We start from the raw sequence: 17485 nt of genomic DNA, 5'->3' as shown, positions 1-17485 counted from the left end.
AGACGAAGTGGGTCAGTTACCGCTTCACAGAGAGAAATCCGCCTGGATCGGGGGCGACAGAGTATGATAGAGAGAAGGACGCGGCGTTAGCTTTCGACGGCCGGGGCTGTGGACTCGGACTGTTCGTACTTGTTCTCGAATTCCTGAATGAGCTGGCCCATCTTCGCGTACCAGTCGTTGAGCATCCGCTGCATCTCGTCTGCTATCTGCGACGGGTCTGTCGGCGAGTAGACGTGGTAGTAGCCGCCCTGGTCGTAGTTGATCTGATCTTTTTCGATGAAGCCCGTCTGGAGAAGCCGCTGGACGGCGCGGTACGCGGTTGAGCGCTCACGATCGACTGCATCGGCGAGTTCGTCGACGGTCAGTGGTTCCTCAGCCTCGACAAGCGCCCGAAAGCACTCCTTGTCGAGTTCCTTGAGTCCGTGGAAACATTCTAATAGGCCCTCACACTGCATATCCCGCCGGAGCTGTTCAGACATCGAATCTGGCATCGTTATCACCTTTTTCTACCCGCTACGCAGTTATAAGACTTGTGTACGGTTCGCACAACTGCACGCAAAAGCTGCCAGCGAACGGTTCGCTGGAAGTCTCGGCCAACTTGTAGAATTAGCGACACAAAGTATTTCTGCGGTAGCTCCCTCCTCACTGACAGAAATAGAAAACGAGGCTCTCGGAAATGATATACGATCACACTGCTTTGGCAGCCACGCGACACATGCGGCCCAGTGAGGTATGAGCAGGTCTGCATCTCGGACACCTTCCCCGGGCGTCACAGGGTTACTCAGGAGTGCGATCCGCACGGGTATCGCTGTATCCTTCGCCGAGGGAATCCGGAGGCGGAGCCCTGGGGCGGTTGTGAATGCTCTCATCGCTTTCGGGGGAGCGTATCTGCCAGACATCTTGGAACGGCGGTGTTCCGTTGAATTTCGGCCGTGGCAGCGGATTTACGTAGAGACAGCGATGCTGACACACGCTGTCGGGATGCTCGGCCCGTACGACAATATCTGGTGGTAGGACAATCTGACCCATATTCACTCGGCGACGGTTCTTGGTGGGCTTATTCACGTACTCTCGCGGCGGTTGGGCGTAGACCCGGAGCAGCGGGTCATTACCGGTGTCGTTACCATGGGCATCCTCTGGGAATTCATGGAGTACATTATTCACGCTTCGTCGCGCCGAGTCGGTCTCGAACCAATACTCGTCTCCTACGGAAAGACTGACACACTGCTCGATCTCGTCTCCAATCTCGTCGGCGCAATTCTCGTTCTTGTCTTCGGCGACGCTCTTCTCGGGAACCTTGTTCGACGCGAGACTGAATGATTGTCTTCTCTCGTCGATCTCCCTCTGTCTTCTCCATGTTGAACAGTCATCATCCTCATCTGACCGCATCTGGAGATTGGTGACTGTATACCCAGCATTTACGACTCTATTCCTATCAACTCTGGAGTGTTTCTACAGCGCCACGTAACCGTCTCTGTGGTGTTGCTTCCGGACAAGTTATGTTTGCACACTATTTACACTACTAGCCCACATTAAGAGGGTTAGTACGGGGTCCAAGAGTGAAGCGGCTCCGACCGCGGACTCCCGCTATCGGCGTCCCGAGTGTGAGACTCCTCGAACGCTAAATGTGCTGGACAGTCACATGTAAGCCACCGGGGAGGCGTGCGGGGTTCCATGGGCGGGCTCGGCTCAGAGCCCATGGAAGCACTCGCTACCGGCGCAGTTTCCGTGCTACTCTCTACCCGTGTCGGTCCCGAGGAATTGGACACTAATCCACATTCAGCCTACAGGCTACAGTCGCGTCTTCGACGCTTAGCCGCCCTTCTGTTCGATTCCGTATTTCCGAGATCGCGCCACACTACTGAGAGTGTATCCGAAGAGATTTTGCTCTATAGGCACAATACAATACACGAATGACGCTCCCAATCGACCCGAGCCAGATCGACCCTGAAGACATCGGCGAACAACAGGCGACGCTCGAAATGAGCCACGAGGACGCGATCGAACACGTCCGGGACGTGTTCACTGACGCCGGATTTGGTGTCCCCGTCGAGTTCTCGCCCTCCGAAATGCTCAACGAGAAGATCGACGCGGACCGTGACCCATACTACGTGCTGGGGGCCTGTAACCCCGAAGTTGCCGACCGTGCCCTCGATGCGACGGATAACAAACTCGGCGGCCTCATGGCCTGTAACGTCGTCATCTGGGAAGAAGAGCCCGGGCAACAGCGTGTCTATCACGTCTCGATTATGCGTATCGCTCGCCTCGTCGGGATGGCACCCGACAACGAGGAGATGGCAGATATCGTCGCCGACACCGGTGACATCGTTGACGAGGCGTTCCAGAACCTCTAACATGGGCTATCACACCTTTGATGCCGGCCGGGCCGACAAGCTCGAAGACGCTCAGGAACGGTACCGTTCCCTCTCCGCTGAAGAGCTCTGCTGGGCGCTGTCGGCCAGTAGTGACGAGACGGTCGCAGACCTCGGAAGCGGGACCGGCTTCTACACCGACGATGTTGCACCGGCCGTCGACCACGTGTACGCCGTGGATATCCAGGAAGCGATGCACGACTACTACCGGAAGAAAGGCGTCCCCGACAACGTCGACCTCGTGACGAGTGCGGTTGACGACCTCCCGTTCGACACCAGCAGTCTCGACGCGGCGTTCTCGACGATGACGTACCACGAGTTCGCTAGCGACGGGGCGCTGCGCGAGGTCGCACGAGTGCTCAAGCCTGGGGGGACGTTTGCTATCGCCGATTGGGCGGCTTCTGGAAGCGGTCGCAACGGCCCGCCCGTCGATGAGCGGTTTTCCGCTGCCGAGGCGACGGATGCGCTCCGCCAGCACGGGTTCACGGTCGAGTTTGAGGCGGTGCGACCGGAAACGTTCCTGCTCGTTGTTAGTGCTGACTAACGGGGCGGCACTGGCCACCGGACACGCCCGATTTTTTCCTCCAAGAGCCGGTTCGGGAACAGGACTGGTCGGACTGTTACGCTCGAACCTGTTGGGCGTTAACTGGCGAACAGCCGGCGCTCTGCCCGCTCATGCTCGGCGGCTAATACGTCTACCAGTGGGGCGAACGGCGTCATCTCATCTATTCCTCGGTCCGCGCTATCATCGACTGCAGCCGTCATCACTGGCTGCAGGTCGTTCAGGATTCGCTGGGCATCCGTGTGGCCGAGTGAGAGGAGACGCTGAGCCGCGCCCAGCAGTCCGGTGACGAACCCGTGACAGCACAGCAAGCAGGCCTCCCGGACAGCCACGTCGGCCAGCCCCGTCGCAACGCCGAGTACGGCGGCGTAGTTCCCAGGTGCGTCGTCGGCATCAACGCGCTCCGCGTAGCGGTTCAGGAGCGCCTCGTCACGTAGTTCCGTCTGGAGCGAGAGCAACCGGTCGCCGGACTGTTGGGCGCTCTCGCGGAACTCTGCGGCCAGCGTCACGGCCGACAGGCGTTGGTCGGCATGACAGATCGCCTCGATATCACCGTCGGTCGCAGCGGCGTGTGCTGCCCGGAGCGCGACGAGTTCGGCGGGGCCGATTTGCCGTCTGAGGTACGTCGACAGGAGCCCTTCGAGGTCTGTCGCGTCTTCGACTCGGTCGTCCTGAATGAATTGTTCCAGCCCGTAGGAGACGGTGTAGGTCCCGACTGGCAGGAACGAATCCGCGAGGCGGAACGATTCAAGCGTTGCGACGTCGCTCATTGGTCCCCTCCGTCAATAGTACGAACGCCGTGGTCATGGGCGTGACTGGTCCCGTTGTGACTGTGACCACTACCCTCGTGGCCTGTCCCGTCACCGTGGGTGTGGTCGACCCCGTCATCGTCGAACGTCGTCGGCGGTACGTGCTCGTACCGCATCGGTACGTCCCCGGGGAGCAGGTCGGCGACTGTGTCTTCCATTCGTTCCTTCGAGTCGGTCACGGGGAACAGGGCCTCCTGCTCGCGGACCGCGAGGTTCCAGTGTTTGTTCCCGACCGCGTGCCCGAGCTCCAGCGCCGCGGCCGGTGAGATATCGCTGTCGGCGAAATCGAGCACGAGGGCCTCGATTTCGGCGAGTTCGACAACGACGAAAGTGCCGTCCTCAGCTTCAAGTACGTCGCCGTCCGCGAGGTCACGGGCAACCACGATACCGAGGTCCCGGCCGGCTGTCGTTTCAGTCCGGACCCGCGAGCGCTGGCGTTCGGTGTCCGAGAGCACGACAGTAGCGTGGGCAGATGCCTCGACGGTTTCAGGGATAGCATCGCCATCGCGATGGCCGAGATAGGTGTCTGCGACCAGCATCAGTACTTCCTCCCAGAGGGCGCAGGGGCGTCCAGTAGCTCAATGCGCGCGTGGTCCCAGGCCGCGTGGAGCGTTGCCTGAACGGTCTCAGCGCGGTCGCCAAGGGCACGGACTGCGACCCCGGCACCGTTCGGCAATGCTGTTGCACCGGCCCGAGCATCACCGTCGGTGACGACCGCGTGGAGCGCATCGCTCAGTTCGGCCTCGTCGTGGTCCGGCGCGAGGACGAACGTCGTCCCGTAGACGGTGAACTCACCGAGGACGCCGGGGGCTGTGGGGTCCTCGTCTCCCGGCGTCAGGTGTGTCGCGTCCTCGAACAGGTGCCCGTCAGGTCCGGTCGCTCGCACGCGCGAGAGGTACCGCTCGAATTCGAAGCGCTCGCCTCTGGCGAGACGGCCCGGGACGACCACGTCGCTGACCACGGCGGTCGCGCCGGGGGCCAGATCGACCGAAAGCTCCTGCAGGTACCGGGAGTCAGCGTGGAGGATTGTCGGCTCGGGCACGTAATCCAGATGACCGCCAGCGCCGACGCTAAGCGTCGTGTCGGCGGCGGCGTAGTTACACGTCATCGTCTGGACCTTCGTCGAACTCTGGGTCGAGACGTGTGCGACGGCCTCGTCCCCGACGGTTATCGACACGTCATGGCGGTCACCCTGCGCGACGCCGCCGGTCGGTGACTGGATGAATACGGTATCGGCCTCGGGGAGTGGGTCGTAGCCCAGCGTTCCTGAGATGTGGAACGGGACTGTCGCGTAATCGTGGACAAGGGTCGTCCCGTCGGCTGTCCGTTCGAAGGTCAGTTCGAGCACGCCGTCTTTCCCGGGGGACCCCACAGCGGCCTGTGGCACGGCCTCGGTCGCATACCCCTCGAACGCCGGATGGGGCGCGTCAGCGGCCATCAGGCGAACAGCACCCCGTCACGGACGTGCGACAGCACCGTGTCGATATTCGTCTCGTCTTTGCAGTTGGTGAAGACGACGGGTCCGTCCCGAACCTCGTTTGCGTCGTGCTCCATCACGTCGAGGTCAGCGCCGACGTGGGGCGCGAGGTCAGTCTTGTTGACGACGAGTAGGTCACAGTCGACGACCCCCGGGCCGCGTTTTCGGGGGATGTCTTCACCTTCCGCGACCGAAATGACGTACAGCGAGTAATCGGCGAGCTCGGGGTTGAACGTCGCCGCGAGGTTGTCGCCGCCGCTCTCGACCAGCACCAGGTCCAGCTCTGGGTGGTCTGCCAGGAAGGAATCGATTTGCTGGAGGTTCATCGATGGGTCTTCACGGATACCTGTGTGCGGGCACGCGCCTGTCTCGACGCCAGCGACGAGGTCTTCCGGGACGACCCCGGCGAAGCGCTCGCGGAGCACGTCCGCGTCCTCCTGTGTGAGAATATCGTTGGCGATGACACCCACATTAAGCCCCTGGTCGCGCAGTTCGGGAACGAGCGCGGTCAACAGCGAGGTTTTTCCGGAACCGACCGGCCCGCCGATACCGACCGTCGCCACGTCGCGGTGTGTGAGACTCATTCGTCTGTCCCCGCCGAGTCCCCGCCATCGGTCGCCGCCTCTGACTCCGTCGTTTCGTCGTCAGCGGACCCAACACTGTCGGACCGAATCGGGTCGTGAACCGTGACCAGTTTGGTTCCGTCGGGGAACACCGGTTCGACCTGAATCATGTCTATCATCTCCGGCACGCCGTCCATCACGTCCTCGCGGCCGAGCAGTTTCGACGCACCGGACCGGATTTTGGCGACCGACTGGCCGTCACGACCGCGTTCGATGCACCAGTCGCTGATGTAAGCGACGGCTTCGGGGTGGTTCAGCGGGACACCGCGTTCCTTGCGGCGCCGCGCGACCTCTGCGGCGGTAAAGACCGTGAGTCGTTCCTGTTCTTTGGCTGTGAGTTTCATAGCAGGTATCGCTGCGCAAGTGGGAGTTCGGAAGACGGTTCACAGGTGACGTGCTCGCCGTCGACCCGGACCTCGAAGGTCTCCGGGTCGACCTCGATGTCATCCGGACAGTAGCTGTTGTACACCATGTCGTCTTTGCCGGGCGTCCGTGCGCCCTCGATTGGCACGACGCGGGAGTCGAGCCCGTACTCCTCGTCGATGCCGGCCTCGGCAGCCGCCGGAGAGACGAACGACAGCGAAATGGCGTGCTTGGCTTTGCCGACCGCACCGGCGCGTTCGCGCTGGAGAATCGGCTCGCAGGTCATCAGTGACCCGTTGGCTTCGCCCATCTCCGAATGGACCGGGAAGCCGCCCTTGAACGTCATCGCCGGCTTGACGCCGAAGAACGCGGGGTCCCACAGGCAGATGTCGGCAAGCTTGCCGGGTTCGAGTGTCCCGACGTGCTCTTCGATGCCGGCGCTGATAGCAGGATTGACGGTGTACTTGGCGATGTAGCGCTTGATACGGTGGTTGTCCGCGCCCGTCCCTTCGTCTTCGGGCAGCGGGCCACGCTGGGATTTCATCTTCGAGGCTGTCTGCCACGTCCGCGGAATGACCTCGGCCATCCGCCCCATCGCCTGGGAGTCGGAGGTCATCATCGAAATCGCGCCCATGTCGTGGAGCACGTCCTCGGCGGCGATGGTCTCCGCGCGAACGCGGGATTCGGCGAAGGCCACGTCTTCCGGCACGTCAGGGTTGAGGTGGTGACACACCATCACCATGTCCAGATGCTCGTCGAACGTGTTGTCGGTGTACGGCATCGATGGATTCGTCGACGACGGCAGCATGTTCGGTTCGCCGACCATCTCCATGATGTCCGGCGCGTGACCACCGCCAGCACCCTCGATGTGGAACAGGTGCATCGTCCGCCCGTCGACAGCCCCGAAGGTGTTCTCGAGGAAGCCGGCTTCGTTCAGCGTATCGGTGTGCATGCACACCTGCACGTCCTCGTCTTCGGCGACTTCGAGGCAGGTGTTGATGGTTTTCGGGGTCGACCCCCAGTCTTCGTGGAGTTTCAGCCCACAGACACCGGCCTCGACCTGCTCGCGGAGCGGGCCCGGGTCGGAGGCGTTGCCCTTCCCGTAGAAACCGACGTTGACCGGCCACGCCTCGGCGGCCTGCAGGAAGCGCTTGACATTCTCTGGCCCGGTAGTACAGGTGGTTGCGCCGCCGCCGTACCCCCCGCCGAGCATCGTCGTGATACCGCCTGACAGCGCGTGTTCGTGAAGCTGTGCGGAGTTGAAGTGAATGTGGATATCGAGGCCGCCGGCGGTTGCTATCTTCCCCTCAGCCGGATAGACATCCGTCGACGGGCCGACGACCATGTCGACGCCGTCCATTGTGTCGGGGTTGCCGGCTTTCCCGATGCCGGCGATTTCCCCGTTTCGAATGCCGATATCGGCGGCAACGATACCCAGTATCGGGTCGATAATCGTCGCGTTCGTCAGCACCCAGTCGAGTGCGCCCTCCGCCTGTGTGACGCCGGGAGCCATTCCCAGCCCGTCCCGGAGCGTTTTCCCGCCGCCGAACACTGCCTCGTCGCCGTGGGTGCGTAGGTCCTCTTCGACCTTGGCGAACAGCTCCGTATCGCCCAGACGGACTTTGTCGCCCGTCGTCGGCCCGTACAGTTCGGCGTAGTTCTCGCGGTCAATGTCGCGTGTCATTGGTCGGGCTCCGTGTCGCCGTCGTCCGGTGCCGCCTCGCCTGTGTCTCCAAATCCTGCCGCACGCATGCGTTCGACCGCGTCGCCCGTCTCGCCGTCGACGCTCCCGTTGACAAGTCCGTTCATCCCGTGGGCGCGTCGCTTCCCACCAATTTCGACGAGTTCGACCGTTTGCTCGTCACCAGGTTCGAACCGGACAGCCGTGCCGGCAGGGATGTTCAGCCGCATCCCCATGGCCGCTTCGCGGTCGAACTCCAGCGCCGCGTTGGCCTCGAAAAAGTGGAAGTGCGACCCGACTTGTGAGGGTCTGTCGCCGGTGTTCCCGACAGTCACTTCCGTCGTCTCTCGGCCTTCGTTCAGCGTCACTGTCCCTTCACCCGGGATGACCTCACCGGGCACGAGTCCATCGCTCATCGCGCCACCGCCCCGAGTATTTCTGACTGTTTGTCTATCATCTGCCCTTCTCTTTGAATACACATACTAAAATGATTGCTCTCTGCGCAAGTGACGCCTCTATATCGAGAACTGGATTAAATGCTAAAGTTTCGACCCTACATAAAGGGGTTCGACTATCGAACTGTCCTACTTCCCGAAGCCAACACGACTCACGTCCAGTCTGCCGGTGGTTTCGGTGACCGGCGACACTTACAGCGCGGGCGAGCATACAGCGGGTGATTTCGGGACGCAGAAGCCAGATTTGACTGACAACGGCCGTACAGGTCACTGGACCGGAACAACGCCAGCAGTTTGTTCTTTTGTCCCATTGACCGATAGCGGCACAAAATAGCGGAATAGTTCAAATTTTACCGGCAGCACTACTGCTTTCGCTGACTATTCGTCATATCCTTTGACGACCTTATACTATCAAGACGATGTGGTGGACAATATAAGATAAGAGTGGTAAACCTTATTTTCTCCCTCCCAGACGGCAACACTGTGAACGAAATCATGGACGAACGTTTGGATATTGTGAGTAAAGAACGAGAGATGGCCAAAGATAATGGACATAATAATCCTAACAAGAACCTAGTATCGGAGGGGGACGCATGAATCGCTCGTCTGTCAGCCGCCGTCAGTTCCTCGGCGCGAGCGGGGCCGCACTCGTTACCGGCCTCGCCGGCTGTTCTGCCGGTGAAGGCGGGACCTCGACGGACACCGCGAGCAGTACCGACACGCTCAAAATCGGGGTGCTGGAGGACCAGTCCGGGAACTTCGCCCTCGTCGGCGACCCGAAGGCAAAGGCGTCGATGCTCGCCATCGAGGAAATCAACGCCAACGGCGGTATCGACGGGAAGCAAATCGAGACGTTCCAGCGCGACCCACAGTCGGACAATCAGCGCTATCAGGAACTCACCCGCACGGCGATCAACGAGGAGAACGTCGACGCCCTGTGGGCCGGCTACTCCTCAGCAACCCGGGAGGCCATCCGCCCGATAATCGACCGCAACGAACAGCTCTACTTCTACACCACCCAGTACGAGGGCGGCGTCTGTGACGAATTCACCTTCGCGGTCGGCCCGACCGCCCGCCAGCAACTCGGTATCGTCCTCCCGTATCTGGTCGAGGAGTTCGGCCCGGACATCTACACCATCGCGGCCGACTACAACTTCGGCCAGCTCTCTGCGGACTGGGTGAAGGTGCTGGCAAACGAAAACGACGCGAACGTCCTCGGTGAGGAGTTTATCCCGCTCAGCGAGTCCTCCTTCGGTTCGACGATCAACCGGATTCAGGAGGCCGACCCGGACTTCGTCATGTCGATGCTTGTCGGGGCGAACCACACGTCGTTCTACGAACAGAAGGCCTCGGCCGGTCTCGACGTGCCAATCGGCACTTCGACGGCAATGGCACAGGGATACGAGCACCGACGGCTCGACGCCCCGGCGATGGCCAACATCTACGCGGGCGTCAACTACATGGAGGAGGTGCCGACCGACAGCAACACCGGCGATGGCGGCTTCGTCGACCGATACTTCGAGATGTACCCTGATGCCCCGTACCTCAACGAGGAGGCCGAGACCAACTACTTCTCGACGTATATGTACAAGAAAGCCGTCGAGCAGGCCGGGACCACCGAACAGCCGGAAGTCATCGACGCTCTGGAGTCGGGCATCGAACTCGGCACCGAGGAGGCACCTGAAGCACCGGAGGGTGAGACAATCCGTCTTGACGGCGCGACCCACCACGTCGACCACCACATGTGGATTATGCGCGCCGACGACGACCACAACGTCGAAGCCGTCGAGAACCGCCAGATCCCCGAGACGTTCCTCTCGGAGACGGCCGGCTGCAACCTCCCCGAGAACCCGGAGCAGACCCAGTACACCCCGGTGGACTACTACGAGGAGGCCGAGTAGGGATGGTAAACGGGATCAACCTCGCGCTTCAGTTCCTCGATAGCTTCGCGTTCATCGTGCTCGCCGCGGCGGGGTTGGCCATCATCTTCGGGATTATGGGCGTCATTAATCTGGCACATGGGGAGTTCATCCTCATCGGTGCCTACACCGCGACGCTGGCCGTGACGCAACTCGGCCTCCCGCTCGTCGTGGCGATGCTCGTTGGCGGTCTGGTTACCGGCCTCTTCGGGATTCTGACCGAGCGGGTGATTATCTCCGGAGCCTGGCCCAATTACATCAGTCAACAGACCTTGGGCCGCGATATCATCGAACCGCTGTACGACCGGCTGGCCGATTCCATGGTCGCCACGTTTGGGCTCAGTCTGATACTGACTCAGGGAGCTCGAATCAGCTTTGGCAACTCAATCGACCAGATAGCCACGCCGTTCGGCGCGATCTCGTACGGGGCGTTCTCCTACTCAACGTACCGGATCGTCTTGGCCGGCGTTAGCATCGGGCTGCTCCTGGCTACCTACTACCTGTTCACCCGGACCGACTTCGGGATGCGCGCCCGGGCGACGATACAGGACAAGGAAACGGCACAGGCCATGGGCGTCAACACCGACCGGATGTACATGCTGACGTTCGGCATTGGCTCGGCGCTGGCCGGGCTGACCGGTGCGCTGTTCGCCCCAGTCATCTCGATGCAGCCGACGCTTGGCGACCAGTTCCTGGTCGAGGCGTTCGTCGCCGTCGTCGTCGGCGGGCCGAGCGTCGTTCTCGGGACCGCGCTGTCGGGGGGCGTCCTCGGGGCGATTCTGGCCACGTTCTCGAACCTCTACGGGACGTTCATCGGCCGTATCGCGCTACTCGTCGCTGCGCTCATCGCCCTCCGGTTCCTCCCCGACGGCATCACCGGGTTCATCGAACAACTGCGGAAACGGAGACAGGAGAGCGACTAGATGTCGAGAAACAGTGCAAACGGCGAGGCGAATAGGTCGCTCCCGGGTCGGCTTCGCAGTCGGTTCGAGGGGCCAAACACTATCGGGGAATCGCGTGGGTTCTGGGTCGGCTTCGCCGTCGCTGTGGCGGCGCTCGTCGTCTACCCGGCCTTCGGTGACGGCTCGCAGTTGTCGCTGTTCATGGTGCTGGCCCTGCTGGGGCTTTCGCTGTCGGTCGTCTGGGGCTACTCGGGCGTACTGAGTTTCGGACAGGTCGTCTTCTTCGGTATCGGGGCCTACACGTTCGGCGTCGTCTCGATCAACTTTGCGACCCCGGGGGGTATCACGGCCGCTGTCGTCGCCGGTATCGTCGGCGGCGGTGTCAGCGCAGCCATACTGGGCTACTTCATGTTCTACGGTGGCGTGCGGGATGTCTACGTGACCATCATCACGCTCGTCTCGACGATCGTCATGCACACCTTCATGGCCCAGACCGCCGGGTCCGAATGGGCCATCGGTGAGGCGGCACTGGGCGGGTTCAACGGGATGCCGGACATCCCGCTGCTGACGCTCGGCATCGAAGGTGCCTCCTACCAGTTCATCTACAACCCGTTCCCGATGCGGATTATCGGTATCGGATCCTTTGAAATCAGCCCGTTTTACTATCTCGTCCTCCTCCTGCTGGTCGGGACGTACCTCGGGTTGCGGGTCCTCGTTAACTCCGACTACGGCCGCGTGATGGTCGCTGTCCGGGAGGATGAGGACCGCACCGAGATGTTCGGTTACAACGTGACCCGCATCAAGTTCGTCGTGTTCACGCTGGGGGGCGCGCTTGCGGGTCTGTCCGGTGTGCTGTACGCCGCACGGAACGTCTACATCGACCCGACCGTGTTTTCGCTGCTGTTCGCGACGCTGCCGGTCATCTGGGTGAGTATCGGCGGCAGAAAGAGCTTGCTCGGGGCCGTTGTCGCCACGCTCGCCATCGAATACCTCCGCATCTCGATGGCGGGTGAGCTGGCGTTAGTCCTGCTTGGCACCCTGTTGCTGGTGACGATTCTGGTCCTTCCGAGCGGCTTCGTTCCGTGGCTCCACGAGCGGATTGTCGAAACTCGACTCGGTCCGGGCGAAGCTGACGGGGCCGACGCACCCGACGCGCCGAGTGAGGTGAGTGACTAATGAGTGATACTGAAACCGAATCCGACATCGACCCGCTTGGACCGAACGTCCGGCAAACCGCTGCGGAACTGGCAACGGGTGACAGAACGGAGACACTGCTACAGACCGACGGGCTCGTCAAGCAGTTCGGCGGGTTCACCGCCACTGACGACGTGGACTTCTCGGTCGCCGAGGGGGAGCTACGCTGTCTCATCGGCCCAAACGGCGCTGGCAAGTCAACGTTACTGAACCTGATTACCGGGACGTACGAGGCCAGCGACGGCAGTATCTACTACAACGGCCACGACATCACTGACCTCGACCCACATGAGCGGGTTTCTCGCGGTATCAGTATGAAATTCCAGGTCCCGTCCGTGTACGGTGACCTGAGTGTCAGAGAGAACGTCAGGCTCCCCGTCCAGCAGTTCGCCGACGGGGAGGAGCGACGGCGGCTGGTCGCCGAGGCTATCGAGGCTGCGGGCCTTACCGGCTACGAGGACGTTGCTGCGTCGCAACTCTCACACGGCCAACAGCAGCAACTGGAAATCGGGATGGCCGCCGCGCTCGAACCCGACCTGCTCCTGCTGGACGAGCCGGTCGCCGGCCTCGACGTGGCCGAACGCGAAGCTATTGCCGAGCGGATCAGGCGGCTCAACGAGGAGGAAGGGATCGCCTTCATTGTTATCGAACACGACACCGACTTCGTCGCGAGCATCGCCGAAGAAGTGACCGTCCTGCACAACGGTGAGGTGTTCCGAGAGGGACCGATTGAAGAAATCGAATCCGACCCAGAGGTCCAGCGGATATATCTGGGAGGTGAGTCATGATGCTCGAACTCGACGAGGTTTCTGCAGCCTACGACACAACGCCGATACTGCGGGATGTGGACCTCTCCGTCGAGGAGGGAGAAATCGTCGGGGTGATGGGGAAAAACGGCGTCGGCAAGACGACGCTGCTGAAGACGGTGATGGGCTTGCTGGAGCCCAGCGAGGGGACCATCAGCTACGACGGCACGGACGTGACTCACGCGAGTGCCGACGAGCGCGCCCGGGCCGGAATCGGCTACATCCCGCAGGGCCGGGACGTGTTCCCCAAGCTAACCGTCGAGCAGAACATCAAGATGGGCGAGACCATCCGGTCGGAGAGCGACGAAACGCTGTACGACCAGATATACGATTACTTCCCCGTGCTCGAAGAACGGGCCAGTCAGGAAGCCGGAACGCTCTCGGGCGGGCAACAGCAGATGCTCGCCATCGGCCGCGCACTGGTCTCGAATCCTGACTTGCTCTTGCTCGATGAACCGTCCGAGGGCATCCAGCCCTCTATCGTCGACCAGATCAGCCAGGATATGCAGACGATCAACGACGACCTCGGGACGACGATTCTGTTCGTTGAGCAGAACCTCGGGGTCATCCGCGAGATGGCCGACCGCTGTTACGCGATGGAGCGTGGCACGGTCGTTGACGAACTCGGTCCGTCGACTATTGCCGACGAGGACGCGATTGCGGAGTACCTCGCGGTCTGAGACGGACTGCCGTCGCCGTTCCACGCTGCTGGCACCCGCTTTCGGACGGTCGCCTGCGGAATGACGCGTGGCGGTTCGGACGCGGGTGGACTGTCGGCTACCTAATTCCTTCCTGATTACACGCAAGCAACCGAATCAACAGGAACTTGAGTACCCACTGAACAGACCTGTACACGAATGTCCGATCGTGACTCATGGATATCGAACCTCGGTTTCGTGCTTGCTGCCGTCGGCGGTGCGGCAGGTCTGGGGAACATCTGGCGGTTCCCGTGGCTGACCGCCGGAAACGGTGGCAGTGCGTTCCTCATCGTCTACCTGCTCGTTGTCGTCGGCATCGGCGTCCCGGGATTGCTCGCTGAGTTCGTCCTCGGACGCTGTGGCCGACAGACGCCAACCGCGGCGTTGCGCTCGCTCACCGGCTCCCGCTGGGGGTCGTGGCTGGGCGCGTTTAACGTCCTCACAACGCTCGTTATCCTCTCGTTCTACTCTGTCGTCGGCGGGTGGATCCTTCGCTACACGCTCGTCTCACCGGTTGGGACGTACTTCGGGCAGCCCCAGCAGTACTTCGGGACAATGAGCTTTGGCCTCGAAGCGGTCGCCTTTCACCTGCTATTCCTCGGTATCGTTGCCGCCATCGTTTTCTTTGGCATAAGCAACGGTATCGAACGCGTCTCGAAGGTGATGCTTCCCGGTGTTGTAATTATCTTGCTCGGCCTCGCTGTGTGGACAGCCACCCAGCCGGGGACGGCCGCCGGCTACGCGTTCTATCTCAGTTTTGACGCCGAATACCTCGCCGCGAACTTCCTGAGCGTTATCGGGCCAGCGGCAGGCCAGGCGCTGTTCACCCTCTCACTCGGCGCTGGAGTCATGCTAACGTACGCCTCGTACCTTGACGACAACGCGTCGCTCCCGCGGGATACACTTGTCATCGCGGTCTCGAACACGTTCATTGGTGTCCTCGCCGGGCTGGTCGTCATTCCGCTGCTTTTCTCACAGGGTGTCGACCCCGGACAGGGCGGCCCCGGTGCGCTGTTCGTCGCGCTCGCGACGGCATTCGCGACACTTCCGGGCGGGGAACTCGTCGCGACCGCGTTCTTTGTGACCGTGCTGATGGCTGCGGTGACCAGCGGTATCAGTCTGCTTGAGACGCCGGTGGCAACGCTCGTCGATAGCTTTGGCGTCCCGCGACGCCGGGCCACGGTACTGGTCACGGTCCTGCTTGCGGCCACTGGGAGCGGGCTGGCACTCACAAGCTCGGTGTTCCAGTTCGTCTCCGGCACGCTCGCAGACCTGATGTTGACCGTCGGGCTGTTCGCATTCACTGTCATCGTCGGCTGGCTGCTGCGCGGGGACGCGCTGGCCGAGTTCCGCGCTGGAACTGACCGTTTCGAATGGCTAGCCAAGCCGTGGCTTCTGACCGTTAGCTGGGTTCTCCCCGTCGTCGTGTTGTTCCTGTTGACGAACACGCTCGCGTCGCTCGCCGGGATCTCAGTGGGACTTGGCGGTCGGGTGATTATCGCTGTCATCGGCACTGTTGCTCTGGCTGTCGTCGTTCGAAACGGAAGCCGGAGCGACCGGCTGAGTTCGCACTAGTCTGACTGTCCTGACTCAGTCCTTCTCCAGAAGCCGTCTAATCGGTGTCCGTGTCACGCATGACTACGGACCACGACAAGCTCAACCACTCAAGCCTGAAACGACGGTAAAATTGCCCACCGAGCACAAGTCGACGACTCTCCCTGTCACCAACTCGCCGTTGAGATCAGCCCTGTTCAGACAATGCCTTTCGACGTTCTGTCGTCGGCTGTCGCTAGCACTCCTCGCAACTGCAGTAGCGCTCGCAGACGGGGTTAGCGCAGTCGGGACTGCGCGCTGAGCAGAACTCCCGGCCGTGGGTAATCAGCAGGACGTGCAGCGGATAGGTCAGTTCGTCGGGAATGATTGCGTCTAGCTCGTCGTGGGCGCGCTTGTTCGTTGCTGATTCGGTTACCAGCCCGAACCGCTTGGAGACCCGCTCAACGTGGGTGTCGACAGCCATTGTCGGCTTCCCGAAGTGGAAGTTCAGGACGACGCTGGCGGTCTTTGGGCCGACGCCCTTGATATCGGTGAGCCAGCCTTTCGCCTCGTCGGTTGGCATGGCGTCAAGGAAGGCAAGAGAGTAGGCCCCACCGGTTTCCTCGCGGATGGCCGCAAGCGCCCGCTGAATGCGGGCGGCCTTCTGGTCGGGGAGCCCTGCGACGCGGATGGTGTCGGCCAGTTCGTCGTGGTCTGCCGATTCAATGGCTGCGAAGTCGCTGTATGCCGTGAACAGCGCCTCGGAGGCTCGGCGTGTGTTCTCGTCGGCTACGTTCTGTGAGAGAATCGTCGTCACCAACTGTCGAACTCCTTCGCCAGGGTCGGCGCTGGCGTCGGCGCCGTGGTCGCTTGTGCGTTCGACCGGGCCGTGCAGCGAGACGAGGTCGTCGTGGAGGTCACGAACACTGGCGGCGTCCCACTCCTCAGTCATCGACATACTTCTGCCAAGGCCCAGACCGACTTCAAGACACCGCCCTCGTTCGGTTTCGACTCGAGCCGGTCCACGCTGGCTCTATACCTTGCCAGAGACGGCCTTCGACGGTGACACGCCACTCACTAGACTGTGAGTAGGGAACAGCAAGACCGGTGTCGGGCTGTCTACCAGGGCAAGTCCCCCGTCACTATCAGCAACGGCGTCTAGCGATGGCGCGAGGACAGTCATGGATGGCTTCCTTGGGCCGACTGAGATATAGGTGTCATTGAGTGTGAATACCTTCTTACCTACACGAAGTGAATGGCCATGTATGGGGATGCGCTGTGAACTCTTTGGACATGAATTTGGAGATTCGAAAATAGAGGAGTCGTACGATGAAGGCGAGCGCGGCACTGTTCTAACCGTTCGGGAATACAGGTCTTGCCAGCGATGTGGACATATCCGCCATATCTCTGAGAATCGAGGCTTGATATCCACCATAGCGGAATCGAAAGCAAATGACGAGCGGTCGGACGATGCCGAATACAGAGCCGAAACCGAGCGGCAAGTGGGACGGAGAGAGTATGCAGAGGACGAGACCGAGGCGACGGACACGGGTCAGCCGGCGGAAACGGAATCGACCGATACTCCCGAATCGACTGCGGATGCCTCGGATACGGTCGCAAATCCATCCTCGGATACGGAAATGAGTGATGCGTCATCGGCGGTGACCGCATCGACACCACCGGAGCGGACTGACGATGCCGTGATACTGTCTGAATCAGCGACACAAGAACCAGATGACGACGGCTCCACGCCGCCGAATAGCGACGATGCAGTCATCATCGATGGTGCTTCAGACACTGTGAATCCGTCGTCTGAAACTTCCGAAGGATCAGGTACTGGGAACGGCCAAGACGAGAGTTTGCACACAGCGGACGACCTAGAGAGTACGACAACCGATTCAGACCCCACATATCGGTGCCCAAGATGTGAGTTCGAACTCCCAGTGAATGAATCGTCGTTCTTTCGCGGTGATGTCTGTCCACAGTGTCGAGTCGGTTACCTCGAGGACACATCGGACAGCGAGTCCTAAGCCTTCGACGAGACGACCCCCCAGAGAGATGGTCACTATGGAACAGTAGTTTTGCAATGAG

The 17485-nt window shown here is 61.3% G+C and carries 18 protein-coding genes and 1 pseudogene; 10 read left to right on the top strand and 9 right to left on the bottom strand.

Annotated features, from left to right (window positions below; genetic code table 11):
- Positions 1 to 86 precede the first annotated feature (86 nt).
- On the bottom strand, positions 87 to 491 hold the full coding sequence (locus BDK61_RS19990) for a helix-turn-helix domain-containing protein (protein WP_004965693.1): 405 nt from the start codon (positions 489 to 491) through the stop codon (positions 87 to 89).
- Between the two features lie 241 nt (positions 492 to 732).
- Here BDK61_RS19990 and BDK61_RS24390 point away from each other — a divergent pair.
- The 3 genes and pseudogenes from BDK61_RS24390 (at position 733) to BDK61_RS19975 (ending at position 2916) form a co-directional block, all read left to right on the top strand.
- Positions 733 to 1320, top strand: a pseudogene (locus BDK61_RS24390) (hypothetical protein).
- Positions 1321 to 1913: 593 nt separating this feature from the next.
- Positions 1914 to 2354 (top strand): DUF302 domain-containing protein, encoded by a 441-nt coding sequence (locus BDK61_RS19980; protein WP_121304343.1) that lies wholly within the window; start codon positions 1914 to 1916, stop codon positions 2352 to 2354.
- A 1-nt stretch (position 2355) separates the two neighbouring features.
- Positions 2356 to 2916, top strand: a complete 561-nt coding sequence (locus BDK61_RS19975; RefSeq protein ID WP_011222590.1) for a class I SAM-dependent methyltransferase — start codon at positions 2356 to 2358, stop codon at positions 2914 to 2916.
- A 98-nt stretch (positions 2917 to 3014) separates the two neighbouring features.
- Here BDK61_RS19975 and BDK61_RS19970 read toward each other — a convergent pair whose 3' ends face one another.
- Genes BDK61_RS19970 through BDK61_RS19940 form a run of 7 tightly spaced genes read right to left on the bottom strand, consistent with a single transcriptional unit; the run spans position 3015 to position 8303 of the window.
- Positions 3015 to 3704: an urease accessory protein UreF gene (locus BDK61_RS19970; protein WP_121304342.1), complete on the bottom strand. Its 690-nt coding sequence runs from the start codon at positions 3702 to 3704 to the stop codon at positions 3015 to 3017.
- Positions 3701 to 4282, bottom strand: a complete 582-nt coding sequence (locus tag BDK61_RS19965; protein WP_121304341.1) for an urease accessory protein UreE — start codon at positions 4280 to 4282, stop codon at positions 3701 to 3703. Before BDK61_RS19965 ends, BDK61_RS19970 begins: the two co-directional genes overlap by 4 nt.
- Positions 4282 to 5181 carry an urease accessory protein UreD gene (gene ureD, locus BDK61_RS19960; RefSeq protein ID WP_011222587.1) on the bottom strand — a complete coding sequence of 300 codons (900 nt, stop codon included), beginning with the start codon at positions 5179 to 5181 and terminating at the stop codon, positions 4282 to 4284. The genes BDK61_RS19965 and ureD overlap by 1 nt, the downstream gene beginning before the upstream one ends.
- Entirely contained in the window at positions 5181 to 5804 is a 624-nt protein-coding gene (gene ureG, locus BDK61_RS19955; protein WP_121304340.1) for an urease accessory protein UreG, read from the bottom strand. The genes ureD and ureG overlap by 1 nt, the downstream gene beginning before the upstream one ends.
- A complete protein-coding gene (locus BDK61_RS19950; RefSeq protein WP_121304339.1) occupies positions 5801 to 6187 on the bottom strand; it encodes an urease subunit gamma in 387 nt (128 codons plus the stop codon). Before BDK61_RS19950 ends, ureG begins: the two co-directional genes overlap by 4 nt.
- The gene (gene ureC, locus BDK61_RS19945) at positions 6184 to 7890 is read right to left on the bottom strand and encodes an urease subunit alpha (protein ID WP_121304338.1); all 1707 of its coding nucleotides are present in this window, start codon (positions 7888 to 7890) and stop codon (positions 6184 to 6186) included. Before ureC ends, BDK61_RS19950 begins: the two co-directional genes overlap by 4 nt.
- A complete protein-coding gene (locus BDK61_RS19940; protein WP_121304337.1) occupies positions 7887 to 8303 on the bottom strand; it encodes an urease subunit beta in 417 nt (138 codons plus the stop codon). Before BDK61_RS19940 ends, ureC begins: the two co-directional genes overlap by 4 nt.
- 632 nt (positions 8304 to 8935) lie before the next feature.
- Here BDK61_RS19940 and BDK61_RS19935 point away from each other — a divergent pair.
- From BDK61_RS19935 to BDK61_RS19910, 6 genes are all read left to right on the top strand, one after another.
- Complete coding sequence (locus tag BDK61_RS19935; protein WP_004965723.1) at positions 8936 to 10243, top strand: urea ABC transporter substrate-binding protein; 1308 nt, start codon at positions 8936 to 8938, stop codon at positions 10241 to 10243.
- Between the two features lie 2 nt (positions 10244 to 10245).
- Positions 10246 to 11184 (top strand): urea ABC transporter, permease protein UrtB, encoded by a 939-nt coding sequence (urtB, locus tag BDK61_RS19930; protein WP_007188457.1) that lies wholly within the window; start codon positions 10246 to 10248, stop codon positions 11182 to 11184.
- On the top strand, positions 11185 to 12339 hold the full coding sequence (gene urtC / locus BDK61_RS19925; protein WP_121304336.1) for an urea ABC transporter, permease protein UrtC: 1155 nt from the start codon (positions 11185 to 11187) through the stop codon (positions 12337 to 12339).
- Positions 12339 to 13145: an ABC transporter ATP-binding protein gene (locus BDK61_RS19920; RefSeq protein WP_004965728.1), complete on the top strand. Its 807-nt coding sequence runs from the start codon at positions 12339 to 12341 to the stop codon at positions 13143 to 13145. Before urtC ends, BDK61_RS19920 begins: the two co-directional genes overlap by 1 nt.
- Entirely contained in the window at positions 13145 to 13843 is a 699-nt protein-coding gene (locus tag BDK61_RS19915; protein WP_049919390.1) for an ABC transporter ATP-binding protein, read from the top strand. The genes BDK61_RS19920 and BDK61_RS19915 overlap by 1 nt, the downstream gene beginning before the upstream one ends.
- A 177-nt stretch (positions 13844 to 14020) precedes the next feature.
- Entirely contained in the window at positions 14021 to 15436 is a 1416-nt protein-coding gene (locus tag BDK61_RS19910) for a sodium-dependent transporter (protein WP_121304335.1), read from the top strand.
- Positions 15437 to 15650: 214 nt separating this feature from the next.
- Here BDK61_RS19910 and BDK61_RS19905 read toward each other — a convergent pair whose 3' ends face one another.
- A complete protein-coding gene (locus BDK61_RS19905; protein ID WP_004965732.1) occupies positions 15651 to 16352 on the bottom strand; it encodes an endonuclease III domain-containing protein in 702 nt (233 codons plus the stop codon).
- A gap of 307 nt (positions 16353 to 16659) precedes the next feature.
- Between BDK61_RS19905 and BDK61_RS19900 the strand changes: the two genes are divergently transcribed.
- Positions 16660 to 17424 (top strand): DUF7093 family protein, encoded by a 765-nt coding sequence (locus BDK61_RS19900; protein ID WP_121304334.1) that lies wholly within the window; start codon positions 16660 to 16662, stop codon positions 17422 to 17424.
- Positions 17425 to 17485 lie beyond the last annotated feature (61 nt).

Source organism: Haloarcula quadrata (assembly GCF_003634715.1).
GTDB classification, from domain to species: Archaea; Halobacteriota; Halobacteria; order Halobacteriales; family Haloarculaceae; genus Haloarcula; species Haloarcula marismortui.
This window is presented reverse-complemented; position numbering and strand designations above follow the sequence as displayed.